Origin of the sequence: Bacillus atrophaeus, from assembly GCF_039519175.1 — a bacterium.
Taxonomy (GTDB): Bacteria; Bacillota; Bacilli; order Bacillales; family Bacillaceae; genus Bacillus; species Bacillus atrophaeus.
In genome coordinates this window covers 1,067,032-1,080,613 of sequence record NZ_CP154443.1, presented here as the reverse complement: position 1 = coordinate 1,080,613, position 13,582 = coordinate 1,067,032, and the positions used below count along the sequence as shown (strand labels likewise).

General features: G+C 41.1%; 11 protein-coding genes and 1 pseudogene. All 12 read left to right on the top strand.

The genetic code is table 11. The features are described 5' to 3' along the window. The first annotated feature begins 31 nt into the window (after window positions 1-31). Window positions 32-688, top strand: a complete 657-nt coding sequence (locus AAHT65_RS05580) for a DUF5819 family protein (protein ID WP_088118304.1) — start codon at window positions 32-34, stop codon at window positions 686-688. Window positions 689-701: 13 nt separating this feature from the next. Next, window positions 702-2,069, top strand: a complete 1,368-nt coding sequence (locus AAHT65_RS05575) for a DCC1-like thiol-disulfide oxidoreductase family protein (protein WP_343311106.1) — start codon at window positions 702-704, stop codon at window positions 2,067-2,069. 14 nt (window positions 2,070-2,083) lie between these two features. Further along, window positions 2,084-2,371: a hypothetical protein gene (locus AAHT65_RS05570; protein ID WP_268507338.1), complete on the top strand. Its 288-nt coding sequence runs from the start codon at window positions 2,084-2,086 to the stop codon at window positions 2,369-2,371. A gap of 61 nt (window positions 2,372-2,432) precedes the next feature. Further along, the gene (locus tag AAHT65_RS05565) at window positions 2,433-3,509 is read left to right on the top strand and encodes a serine hydrolase (protein ID WP_343311105.1); all 1,077 of its coding nucleotides are present in this window, start codon (window positions 2,433-2,435) and stop codon (window positions 3,507-3,509) included. Window positions 3,510-3,617: 108 nt separating this feature from the next. Next, the gene (locus AAHT65_RS05560) at window positions 3,618-3,941 is read left to right on the top strand and encodes a hypothetical protein (protein ID WP_106044516.1); all 324 of its coding nucleotides are present in this window, start codon (window positions 3,618-3,620) and stop codon (window positions 3,939-3,941) included. A 772-nt stretch (window positions 3,942-4,713) separates the two neighbouring features. Beyond that, window positions 4,714-6,135 carry a glycoside hydrolase family 43 protein gene (locus tag AAHT65_RS05555; protein ID WP_343311104.1) on the top strand — a complete coding sequence of 474 codons (1,422 nt, stop codon included), beginning with the start codon at window positions 4,714-4,716 and terminating at the stop codon, window positions 6,133-6,135. A 791-nt stretch (window positions 6,136-6,926) separates the two neighbouring features. Next, window positions 6,927-7,859: a DMT family transporter gene (locus AAHT65_RS05550; protein WP_034717682.1), complete on the top strand. Its 933-nt coding sequence runs from the start codon at window positions 6,927-6,929 to the stop codon at window positions 7,857-7,859. After that, entirely contained in the window at window positions 7,816-9,066 is a 1,251-nt protein-coding gene (locus AAHT65_RS05545; protein ID WP_010790417.1) for an ATP-grasp domain-containing protein, read from the top strand. Before AAHT65_RS05550 ends, AAHT65_RS05545 begins: the two co-directional genes overlap by 44 nt. 9 nt (window positions 9,067-9,075) lie before the next feature. Further along, complete coding sequence (locus AAHT65_RS05540; RefSeq protein WP_063638270.1) at window positions 9,076-9,672, top strand: hypothetical protein; 597 nt, start codon at window positions 9,076-9,078, stop codon at window positions 9,670-9,672. Next, entirely contained in the window at window positions 9,653-10,879 is a 1,227-nt protein-coding gene (locus AAHT65_RS05535; protein ID WP_343311103.1) for a DUF6421 family protein, read from the top strand. The genes AAHT65_RS05540 and AAHT65_RS05535 overlap by 20 nt, the downstream gene beginning before the upstream one ends. Before the next feature lie 14 nt (window positions 10,880-10,893). Next, a complete protein-coding gene (locus tag AAHT65_RS05530; protein WP_343311102.1) occupies window positions 10,894-12,198 on the top strand; it encodes a valine--pyruvate transaminase in 1,305 nt (434 codons plus the stop codon). Window positions 12,199-12,484: 286 nt separating this feature from the next. Beyond that, a pseudogene (locus AAHT65_RS05525) lies at window positions 12,485-13,567 on the top strand (PTS glucose transporter subunit IIA). Window positions 13,568-13,582: the final 15 nt, after the last annotated feature.

The following is a 13,582-nucleotide window of genomic DNA, read 5'->3' as shown; positions in this document are numbered from 1 at the left end:
ATAAATGAATGAAAGAAGGTAGCCGTTTGCCTTGAAAAAAGTCATGTTTCTTGTTCCTATACTTCTATCCGGTGTGCTTATATTCCACTTCATGATTGTTATTTTAAATGTCATGCCAATGAATCCAATTTCCAACAAGTATAAAAAAGAAATTAGTGAATATATGGAACCTCTTTTTGTTCAAAACTGGCACTTATTTGCGCCAGATCCGGTTTCACATAATGAAAGCATTCAAGTTAAGGTCGGATTTGAGGGAGAGAGTAAATCTGATTGGATTGATATTACAACTCCCATGATTGAAGAAATGCATAAGAATTACTTTAGTCCTCTGAACAGAATGGCCCGAATTTCTACTGGAATTATTTCAGAACTCACTTCAGAAGATGAGTTAGTCATCGATTACCGAAAAAAGTTGGAAGAATCTGAGAGAGAGGAAGAAAAAATCAAAAAGCTGGATAAGCAACGAGACGAAAAATTTCAGCAAAATGAGGCCATACTTTATCGTTTCGGTAGTTCTTATGCAAAATACCTGTTTCCTGATAAAAGGATAGTTAACATTGAACTGCGAATTTTAAGGCAGGAGAACACGCCTTTTTCGAAGCGGGACAACAGAGTGGAAAACCTCTGGAATGTGGTAAAGCAATTTAAAGAAAAAGAAATTATTGAAGATGTAGTACCGATCTTATAAAGGAGTGAAGGAGTTGTCTGCCTTTCAGATAAAAGCATTGCCGGAGAGATTCTTTGATTTTTCATGCAGAGAGAATTACTTAAAAGGAGCCAGTCTGCTAAGAATAGGATTTGGAATTATTATTTTGTACAATTATGTACTGCACTACTCCCAGCGTTATTTTTTATGGAGCAGCGAAGGTTTGCTTGGTTCAAACAGAGGAATTTATAGTCTCTATGCTCTGAATGATTCACGAATATATTTTGATTTGCTCTTCCATTTAGGGGCAATAATTGCTTTCCTATATACTATTGGTTTTATGGGAAGAGTAACGGGATTCTTTAATTACCTTTTTACGTATTCGCTTATTCAGTGTAGCCACTTTCTATCAGATGGTGGAGATAATCTGATGTATTTATTTTTGTTTTATCTTCTTTTTGCAAACACTACTGCTTATTTTTCAGTAGATGCACAAAAGTTTAAAGGCAGTTATCTAAAGAAGAAGGATACATCATTCTTTAAAATAAAAATGATTTTCCACAACTTTGCAGTTCTTGCCTGTGTTATTCAAGTTAGCATTGTGTATATGGCTTCGGGCTTATATCAAGTTATGGGGGAAATGTGGAACAGCGGCACGGCTATTTTTTATATCCTTCAAGTAGATCTCTTTTCCAATCCACAACTACGTGAATTTTTCTTAGGAAACGATTACCTTTTAGTTTTTACAGCGTATGCTGCGATCATGGTTAAATTAGCATTTCCCTTTCTATTGTTTAACCTGAAAACCAAATATATTGCTGTATTCCTGATGGTATCTTTCCATGCTGGTATAGGCCTCGCCATGGGTCTGGTTACCTTTTCGCTAATTATGATCATAGCTGATCTCATTATGATATCCGATCGAGAATATGTTCAATTCTACACATTTATCAAGCGAAAGCACCATCGTTTAAGTGTATTCCTAAGATTTATCATGCGAAAAAAAATAGGAAAATCAACTACAGTCCAATCCTTTAAAGTCACTGTTTTTTATGACGGATGGTGTCCTTTCTGCATTAACAGTGTAAATCGTCTGAAACGAATGGATTATTTTGGTTTGATAAAATACATTTCTTTTAGAGAAGAAGGGGTGAGAGACGAATATCAATTGAATTTAAAAAAACTTGAAAAACGAATGCACAGTAAAAGTTCAAAAAGTTCAGTGAAGGAAGGAATCTTTGCCTTTATTCAAATTGCAAAGAGACTGTTGCCACTGTGGCCGATTCTCCCAGTGCTTTATTTAGGTAAGATGTTTGGCTTGGGGCAGCGAGTATATGATTACATTGCTTCTAATCGAAAAATTGTCCCAGCCGGCAAATGTAATAATGATTGCTTTATCAACAACAAAAATCAAAATGTATAGGAGTGCTGTTCATAATGAAACAAAAAATTTTAGGTGTGGCGCTAGGTGCTGCTTTAATTGTTACCGCTTTCTACAGTTCAACTTCTGCTTCTGCTACAGCAAGCTCAGATAGCAAAAAAGTTGTTAACGATCAGAAAGAAGAAGTGAGACCTCAGGCAGTTGGAAAATGGATATTTGCAGGGGGAAAATTTGTTGCAAAACAATTTACAAGCGCATGGGCTGCTGATCAGTGGAGCACTGCAAGCACCAAGAAGGAATATGACCTGAATAAAGATGAACTAGAAGTGCTGTTCGACCATTAATAAATCAGATAACCTGGAAGCGAATGCGTATAGCTGACGCTTCTTTTTCTACGGAGGAAATATGAGCAAATTTGTCAAACGTGTTCTTATTGCTATCAGCAGTATCCTTGTTGTTCTTCTTATATTAGCGGGATGTGCATTCTACTATTTTAAAGCCAGTGATGTTCAGTACATAGTAAATTTCATCAATGAAAATCCAGAAAAGGCGAGTTTTATTCTGGTTGAAAATGGAGAAGAAGTTATCAGCATCTCAGAGAATAATAGCATGCCGCTAGCAAGCGTATATAAGATTATGATTGCTATAGAGTTCTTAAGGCAGGTGGACAAAGAGATAATCAATCCTAAGGAACAGATACCCTTAAAAAAATTAGAAGACTATGTGTTCATTAAAAGAGAAAATGATAATCAAAAGAAGTGGTTAAATAAAATTAAAACAATTAAAGGAGAAAAAACAAAGACTATTGCGTTGGAGGAAATTGTAAGAAGTCTTTTTACCCATAGTTCAAACCCGAATACTGACTTCCTGCTGGACAAACTTGGATTAGAAAACGTTAATAATACTATAAGCAATAACTATAAACCTCATGATAAACTGTATCCTATTGGCTTAAGTGAACTGACCCACTACTACATGAAGTGGAAGTATAAGGATTCCTCTTTTAAAGAAACAAGTGACAGGATCACAAAACTTAATTATGAAGAATATACTAATCTTGTATATTCTATTCGAAAACTGAATGAGAAAGGTAAATTTCCAAATTACAAAAATTATCAGCCTACATTAGAAGAACAAGAAATTATGACAAGGTACCTTCCTAAATCAAGCGCAAAAGTATATTCAGATTTATTGGGTCATATTAACAAGGATAAATTTAAATTTAAAAAGGAACTTTTAAGACTACTAGCTATTAAAACAAACAAAGAAATGTACATCGGTGGAAAAGACGGGAGAACACTGAATACAATTAATAAAACAATACTTGCTAAAGATAAAGAAGGTAATACGACGGAGATTGTGTTTTTTACAAAAGATTTAGACTATGAGGAATATCAGAAGATCGACCATAATATTGATGAATTTATACAAAAGCTTTTAGACAAGGAACTACACTTGAAAGCTAATAGGGTGAAAACTTAATTAAAATAAGGTTTAATCACCAATTGTTTTTTGTAATATTCTTCATATTTCTCAATACCCTATTTTGTTTTTTAATGGTAATATATTACTTGAAAGGGGGTGATTAAAGTGAAATTGAACAAAAAAGTAATGGGCGTCGTACTTGGAGCTACAATTCTTATATCGGCAGGTACATATTCGTCTGCTAACGCTGCTGCTAATAATACTGACTATCAAAAAAAGATCGTTGTGGCAAACGAACAAGGAACTGTTGAGCCATATAAACTTAAAGCTTTATGGAATGGTGCAAAAGTTATTGGATCGGCCGCAAAAGCAGCTTATGATGCAGGAATCAGTGCAGCTGATAAAGTAGGAATGTGGTTAGTCGGTGGAGCAGAGGAGCAAACCGACAAGTCTACTCCTGAAGAGATGGAAGTCATATTTGACCGATAAGCAAGATAATAGCTTCTAGTGACTTTTAAGTTACTACTTTGGAAAAAGAGTTTAAATCGACGGTTACTATATCGAATCCTTGAATATCAAATGTTAGAAACTGAACCAAAAGAGAAAGTTAGTATCCACCCGTAAAACGGCGAAACAAAAAGAGGCTAGAGATTCAACATTCCAGTCTCTTTTTTTTGTTGTTTTTAATGTGAAAAATCTGGTGATCCTGCAACTTCGTCTAGATAATCCCCAGATTTGCTGCTGAAGCATCTTTCGATGATCTCTGCTATGTACAACTATTGAGGCATGGACAAAATTCACAAAGTCTTGGGTCACAGGCATAATTGTGATTACCGTCTTTTGTTCGTTGTACGATAAGTTAAAAGATGTTCTTCCGGGTTCATATATTTGTTAAAGTGTTCATCTAGAGAACTCGTACTTTTTCATAAACTTTTTGTTTGGTTAGAGAAGGCATTATCACAGTCGACGCTTTTACAAGGCCGAACAAAGCACTTATTACGTATGCGAATGGAAAAACAGAGGTGATGAAGAAGGAGAAACCGCAAAAGGGTTGAACTATGAAGTAAAGGATATGCAAAATGCATTCCTGCATCAAACAGGCAGCCAAACCATCAGCTTGTGATGGAGATCATGGACAATGTAAGAGAATAGTGGGGACCCGTTTGAATATGAAAACAGCCGGTCTTCCTAAATGGCTGGTGTTCCTTCATAAAATGTAAGCGTTTAAAAATCTAATAAAAAAGAGAGGCGAACTGTTCAGATGTTCAACCGATTGTTTCGTGTATGTTTTCTTGTTGCTCTTCTCATGGCTTTCACCCTGCCAAACGATGCCCATGCACAAAAGGCAGAAAAACCCGTCTTTAAAGAAGTCAGCGTCCATGATCCTTCCGTCATTGAGACGAACGGCACCTTTTACGTATTCGGCTCCCATTTAGCCTCCGCCAAATCAAAGAACCTCATGCAATGGCAGCAGCTGACCACAAGTGTAACTAACAAGAACCCTCTCATCCCGAATGTGTATGAAGAATTAAAAGAAACCTTCGAATGGGCGCAATCCGACACCTTGTGGGCCGCGGACGTCACGCAGCTGGCAGACGGCAAATACTACATGTACTACAACGCCTGCCGCGGAGATTCACCAAGATCGGCCATGGGTGTTGCCGTCGCTGACAACATCGAAGGCCCCTACAAAAACAAAGGCATCTTTCTGAAATCAGGCATGGAAGGCACAAGCAATGACGGCACTCCATATGACGCGACAAAACATCCGAACGTCGTAGACCCCCATACCTTTTTCGACAAGGACGGCAAGCTGTGGATGGTGTACGGTTCTTACTCAGGCGGCATTTTCATCCTGGAAATGAATCCGAAAACTGGCTTCCCGCTTCCGAACCAAGGTTACGGGAAGAAACTGCTCGGCGGCAACCACAGCCGAATCGAAGGCCCGTACATTCTATACAATCCAGACACAAAATACTACTACATGTATCTATCATTCGGAGGACTTGACGCAACAGGCGGCTACAACATGCGCGTCGTCCGCTCCAAAAAACCAGACGGTCCGTACTACGATGCAGAAGGCCATAACATGATTGACGTTAAAGGAAAAGATGGCACCTTCTTCGACGACAAATCCATCGAACCGTACGGCGTTAAACTCATGGGCAGCTACTCATTCGCCACACAAAACGAAAAAGGAACAGGATACGTCTCGCCAGGCCACAACTCAGCCTATTATGACGAAAAAACAGGCCGTTCCTATTTAATCTTCCACACCCGCTTTCCGGACAGAGGCGAAGAACACGAAGTCAGAGTCCACCAACTGTTCATGAACAAAGACGGCTGGCCGATTGCAGCACCGTATCGGTATGCGGGAGAAAAGCTGGAGAAAGTAAAGCAAAAGGATGTCACAGGAAAATACCAAATCATTCAGCATGGAAAAGATATCTCAGCAGACATCAAAAAAACCATCAACATCCAGCTCAACAAAAACCACACCATTTCCGGGGAAATGACCGGGACTTGGGAGAAGACTGGGAAGAATGAAGCGGAAATCACGTTAGACGGCGTGAAATATGATGGAGTGTTTGTGCGGCAGTGGGATTCTGTGAGAGAGAAGAATGTGATGACGTTTAGTGTGTTGAGTGGTAACGGGGAAGCGGTTTGGGGAGTGAAGAGCTAGATAAACAAATTTAACTTATGCAATCCAAAAAAATCCTTTCTTAAGAAAAAGGATTTTTTGGATGGATCATAAAATATAAAAGTACTCTATACTATGCAGGAAATTGTATTTTTCTATAGATATGAATTATTTGGAATAAAATAGAATATTCGCAAGAAATGTTTATGAGTACGGGTTCTCTTCAATAATATCCGTGCCAAGAATTCTTTCATCTTGTAAACTCGTTGAGTTTTTCATTACTTTTTACATCATTTTTTCTTTTTGTAAACGACCCCTTTTATCTGTTTATCTAATACGACCCATCATATAATATGAAAATAGTATGATAGAAACAAGAGGTATAGCCGCATGCTTGGAGAAATGATGGCGTTACATTTGATGAAAAGCCGATTTGGCGCTAAGTGATAGGGGAGTTAGAACGCATTGACATTACTTATAGTTAGTACATCAGCGGTATTTTAAAGGATAAATCTATAGATTCTGTGATTGAGATAATGGATGAAGATGATTATTTCGAAGATTACGCGTGTTTAATCGGTAAAAAATAGACCGAATAGAAGTAGAGTATTTAAAATAATTTTAATGTAAGGTTTAATAAAAGAACGGCACCCAATCCGTTCTTTTTTTCTTTTTCTTACATCTATGTAAAATTTATATTGACTGAATGTTGTAAAAAAGTTATAGTATTGCTTATTAATAATAGGTGGAAAATTGATTATTTTCTGATAAATATTAACTTACTTTTGAGTGTCATTGACTACACAATCAGGGTGAAAAGGTGAAGGGGTCTTATGTCTAATCTCTTAAAGTATCGTGTATATTTGCTTTTTTGTCTTGCGTGTTTAATAGGAGGAACGACGTGGGCTGTGCAGAAGGCGGGGTTGCAGGACAGTTTGCCGTTTTGGTCGGCGGGGATGCGGTTTTTGATCGCGAGTGTCTTGATTGCCGCTTTTCTTTTGATTCGCAAGCAATTTGTCGTGACGAAAGAATTGGTTGTTTTAGCGGTGTTAAACGGCATTATGTATTTTTCCATCCCTTTTGGTTCAGTTTACTGGGCTTCTCAGTATTTGCCAAGCGGCTTAGTATCTATTTTAGCTGCAAGTATTTCTGTTTTTGCCCTGGTGATCAATCGAATTGTGAAGGGAACGCCCGCGACAGCCTTGCAGAAGTGGGGCATAGTGCTGGCCGTTATCGGGATGACGATTGTGTTTGGAAATCAGCTGTTTATTCAAGTAAATGTCATTGAAATTGTAGCGATGGCTGTGATTTTGTGTGCGATGGTCGGTTCTGCGTTTATTACCATTCAAGTTCAAAAAAGAATTCGGTCGCTCCCTGTTCTGAGTTTTAATTCAATATCGATGTTAAGCGGGGGGCTTATTTTATTAATCAGCAGTTTATTGATAGAAGATGGCACTCGGACGTTTTCAAGCGTCAGTTTGTATGCTGTTCTGTATTTGGCTATTGTGGGCTCCGTTTTAGGTTTTTGGATCAATATCTACCTCTTGAAGCATTGGCATATCTCAAAAGCAACGTCGCACTTATTTATTTCGCCGGTCATTGCTTTATATATCGGTTTTATCTTTTTACAAGAAGCCTTAAATCTGAATATCTATATCGGAACGTTTTTTGTCATAACTGGTGTGATGTGTATCAACCTGAGAAGAGAAAGGATTAAGAAGGATGACAACGTTACAAAAACACTTAGCAATCATGTGTCAAAATAAACAATTGCCTTTTATCTTTGAAGAAGCCGAAAGCTTAGGTGTAAGGATCACTTTTTTTTATCCTGCGGCTGAGGAGCATCCGGGACATCTCCCGGCAGTTGAGCGGTGTATTCCTCTTCCTATTTTTCAAGACGAAGCGTCTTCCATGGAAATCGTCAAAAAAGCAAATGAAGACGACCATTTTGACGGAATCTTAACGCTTTTTGAACCGGCCTTAAACTTCACGGCAAAGGCGGCCGAGGAGCTCGGGCTTCGCCATTTGCCTTCACAGGTCATCGCCATTTGCCGTAATAAATATGCGACACGTCAAGTATTGAAACGGCATCAGCTGAACACCCCTTTCTTTTATGAAATAAGTTCAGCGGCTGATATTGATGCAGGCGGGCTGAGATACCCTCTCGTTGTCAAACCGATTAACGGCTTTTCAAGCCAAGGGGTTGTCAGAGTAAATGATCAGGATCAATTGAAGGAAGCGATCAGCAAGGTAGAAGCGATTAATCAAGGAGACTTAGGAAAATTTATTCAAGGCAATAGCGGCATCATTGTCGAGCAATTTATTGACGGGCCTGAATTTGTGATTGAAACAATGTCCATTCAGGGGAAGGTTCATGTGCTTTCCATCGGTTATAAAGGAGATTGTAAGGGGCCGTTCTTTGAAGAGGGCGTCTATATTGCGCCCGCCCGTTTAGAAGAGGAAAGCCGTCTTGCGATCACAGAAGAGGTGCGGAAGGCGATATCCGCTCTTGGCATAGACAATGGCGCGGCTCATACAGAACTTCGTCTCGATCAAAGCGGGAAGCCTTTTGTGATTGAAGTAGCCCCCCGCATAGGCGGTTCGGGCATTTCCCACTTTATTGTGAAAGAGAGCACAGGCATTAATTTTATGGAACTGATCATTCGAAATGCGTTTGGGCTGTTGTTTGAGGATGTGTTGGGCGGTCCGATTACGGCATCAAAAACAGTCGGCAACTACATTATTCCTGTGCAGGGATCAGGTACGTTTGTGGAGGTTTCCGGTCTGGAAGACATTAAGCGCCAGTCTGAGGTGAAACGAGTATTCCAGTTCATTGAAGCAGGCGCAGACATTTTGCCGTATCCGCATTTTTCCGGTTATCCGGGATTTATATTGACGAGCCATGATTCATATGAGGACTGTGACCGGTATTATCAAATGTTGGATAAAGAACTAACGATTCTTTATCAATAGGAGGCCAAAATGATTGTAACCGCGGAAGAAAAGAAATCAGTTACGCTACAAAAGACAATTGTCCATACGTTAGGTCCCGAAGGCACTAATTGTGAAAAAGCCGGTTATCTTTGGCTTGAAAATCAGGGTCTGGAGGGTGAGGTACGGCTGTACGGCACTCTTGAGGAAGCGCTGGTGCATGTGAAGGAGACGGAACATTCAGTACTTTTGGGGTGTGCTGTCTATCCGCTTTTACACAATGTCGTTTTTGAAAATCTGCTTGATATGGAAATTATCGATAGCTTTGTGATGCCTACCTATAGCATGGTTCTTGCCGCCAAACAGGACATCGGCCATAAGGATATCGGAACAATTGCTTCCCATCCTGCGCCGGCTCATTTGGCAAAGCTTTTCAGCGATAATGTCCAATTAGTCAACAGCAATTCACAAGCCGCGCTGGATTGTTCGTCGGGCCATACAGATGCCTGCATTACCACACTCAAAGCCGCTGCGGAGAACCACTTACATGTTGTAAAAGACTTTGGCGAAGTGCCGATGTGCTTTACGATTCACGGGTTAAAGAATAAACCTGATATGGAGGATGACTATGCTGACAGTCACGAATGATCTAATTGAAACGGTAAAAACAAAAATTGTTCCTCTTGTACACCAAATTCAGCAGTACCAGCATTTCAAAGGACAGATTGAAAAAAATGAGGACCGGGCAAAGCAGCTTCTTGTTGAACTGGTAAAAGACGCGAAAACGATCTGGCAATCACTGAAGCTGGAAGAGGTCGGGGAAGCGTTTGAACAGGATGTATCTGACTGGTTCAGCCGCGGTCTGAACGAAACGCCGTATTTTGACCGTACACTGACAGCATACCGTCCGCCGAATAATCATGAGACGACCTTTTTTCTGGCGCCGATTGTGACGCCAAACGGACCGCATAAGAAAGGCAGTTTTTTTGAAGCCTTTTTAGCGAGCCGAGAGGAGCCGGATATGATGATTCCGATTGAAGAAGAGCTGCCGCATCCGCAAAATGGCTGCCAATCATTAAAGCTCTTAGCAGGGTCAAAGGGATTCACCGAAGAAAAATGTATCGTGTTTTTCCCGGAGAACGTCAAAACACGCGAGAAAATTACTTCTCAAACGTTTGCGATTTTCTACTTTAATAAATTTTATCAAATTTACAATGATGATACGCTGATCAGAGCGCGTAATATATTTGAAAATATGACATTCAAGTCATCTGATATTAATCCTGAAGATACATATGAAGCGAGGGTGCTGTGGGGCTATCTGCACGACTATTATCACCACTGCGGAAATAAGCCTTTTAACAAACATATCCAAGCGAAAATGAACTTTTTTGCCGGTATCTTAGAAGAAATTAAAGTAGATTGCCAGACGATCATCACTTTATTTGAGCGCAAATTTCCGTATTGGGAAGAAATTATCGAATTTGTCTTATTTGAACGGCTTCTGCGTTATCCGAGCCAGCATAATGCCGCGCAAAACTTTGATTCTGGCACAGGGTTTTTCTTATTCAGCTGGCTGATGGATAACAGCCAGTCGATCCAAAAAGGGCAAACCAAGCCTCTGTCTCTCAATCTTGAGCTATGTATCAATGATCTGAAAACACTGGTTGCCGAAATAGAAGAGCTGGAAGAAATTGAGGATGATTTGGTCTATAAAAAGCAGGCCGAGCAATTTGTGAGACACTTCCTGCCGCCGGGTGCTGAGGGCGACCGCTTCAGCATTCCTGAACAATATGTCATTTACAGCCGCAATGCCGCCATTGAGACGCCTTACTTAGTATTTAACCAAGATTAATAAAGAAAGCTGGAATGGAATTGAATCTAAAGCTAAGTCAAATCGGACAAAAAATGAGCCGGAAAGTCGGAGTCAGGGCCATTATGGGAGACATACAGGAGGTGCTCGCCTCCGGCTCTGACCAATATACGAATCTGAGTGTGGGGAACCCAAGCATTCTGCCGGAAGTGACGGCAGTGTGGGAGTCTAAGCTGAAAGAACTGCTTCTGGATGAAGCATTTCCTTCGATTATCAGCCAGTATGGGTCAAGCTACGGAACAGATGAACTGATTGAGAGTGTCGTTCGATTCTTTAATAACGAATACGGCCTCACACTTGAACGGTCAAACGTGCTGATCACTGCCGGCAGCCAGAATTTGTTTTTTCTTGCCATTAATGCTTTTTGCGGAGTTGGAGCAGACTCTAAACTGAAAAAGGCATTGATTCCGATGCTTCCTGATTACTCCGGTTATAGCGGTGTGGCGCTGGACGAGACGATGATAGAGGGCATTTCGCCAATCGTGTCTAAGCTGGATGACCACACATTTCGCTATGAATTAGACAAAGAGGCGTTTTTGGAAAAAATGTACAACGACCCGGATATCGGGGCTGTGGTTCTGTCACGGCCAAACAATCCATGCGGAAATATTCTTTCAGAGGGGGATGTTGAGGCAATATCAAAGGTCTGCGGAGAGCTGAACATTCCGTGTCTTATTGATTCTGCCTATGCGCCGCCATTTCCGGCTATCAATTTTGTTGAGATGGAGCCGGTGTTTCATGAATCTATTATTCACTGCCTGAGTATTTCCAAGACAGGCCTCGCCGGGGAAAGGGTTGGGATTGCGATTGGATCTGCCGCTTTTATTCAAGTCATGGAAGCTTTTCAATCGAATGCCTCCATTCATTCATCTAGGTTGGGCCAATGCATGGTGGCCGCCGCCATTAATGACGGAAGCCTTATGTCAGTATCCAAGACATCTATCAGGCCCTATTATAAGAAAAAATTTGCGGTGCTCGAAGAAGCGCTGATGAACGCCATGCCTCATGATAAAAAGTGGTTTTTACACAAAGGAGAAGGATCGCTATACGCATGGATCTGGTTTGAAGACTTGCCGGTCGGTGACATGGAGTTATATGAAACATTGAAAGCGCATTATGTCATTGTTGTTCCGGGCTCTTCTTTTTTCCATAATACAAGCAAGCGAACAGACCATGAACAGCGCTGTATCAGAATCAGCCTGACTGTTTCAGACGAAGAAATGAGAAAAGGAATTGAGACGTTAGCCACTGTGGTATCAAGTATATATGACGCCCATAAAGAAAGCTTGAAGATGATTTGACAGGAACAGATGATGTGAGAAACGTCATCTTTTTTACTATGAAAGCGCCGACATCGTCAAAACCGCTACAACCAATACAGCAATTCTCTAGGATTGCTACTGTGTAAACAGGCAAAACCTAAATTATGTCGTGTGAGGGGCGACTCTCGTAAACTGCGTATTTAGGTTTTTTTATTTCAATGTTGGAGGTGATGCGGCATTTTATGTTCTGACTCATATCAAAAAAGCTGGAGAAAGGCGGCCGCCTTCCATCCAGCTCATCCCCCCAAAAATAGGAGGTATACACATGGACTATCATAAAGTATCAAAAGAATATTACAACTTGTCGGCTGTGAGGAGAACATCCAGAGTGTGATCCATTGTATGACAAGGCTGCGTTTCAACCTTCATGACAATGACAAAGCGGACTGGAGCCGTTTGGAGCAGATGGACGAACATCAGCGGCGAACAATTCCAAATCATTATCGGAAATAACGTGCCGAAGGAGCATCAGGACAGAAAAAGAATGTGCTGAGTGCCCTTTTTGATGTCGTTTCCGGAGTCTTTACACTGATTTTGCCGGCAGTTGCCAGAGCGGGGATGATTAAAGGGCTTCTCGCGTTAGCGGTGACATTTGGATGGATGGCGGAGACAAGCCAGGCACACACCATTCTCACAGCTATAGGGGACGGCGCATTCTACTTCTTGCCGATGCTGCTTGCGGTGAGCGTGGCGAGAAAATTTGGAAGCAATCCGTATGTGGCGGCTGCCCGACAAGCATTACTACTTTAATGGGCATCACGGAGCCTGCGATGTACGGGGTGAATATGAGACTGAAAAGACCGTTTGCGGCTGCTTTAATAGGCGGAGCATTTTACGGTGTGACGGGCGTTGCTTCTTATATTGTCGGCGGAAATGCCGGTCTTCCAAGCATTCCGGAATTCATCGGACCAACGTTTTTGTATGCGGTGATAGGACTTGTGATTTCTTTTCGCAGCGGGTACGGCTGCGGCGCATCTTATCGGCTTTGAGGATGTACAGGCGGATGGAAGCAATGAAACGGCACCGGAGATGAAAGTAGACGGTGAGATGATTCACAGTCCGGTTAAAGGAGAAGTCAAAGCGTTAAGCGAATTCAATGATAGTATGTTTTCTGCAGAAATTATGGGAAAAGGGTTTGCGATTGTGCCGGAAGAAGGGCTAGCCGCAGCTCCGGTGTCCGGCATTATCACGACTGTATTTAAAACAAAACACGCGATCGGTATAACAAGCGGCCGGGTACGATGTCATCACCCCGGTTATTATCACCAACACAGATCAATATGCAGTCACAGCAGTGAAAGAAAGCGGCACAGTCAAAACAAATGAAGCGCTACTGGCGTTATCCTAAATATGAGGTGAAAAA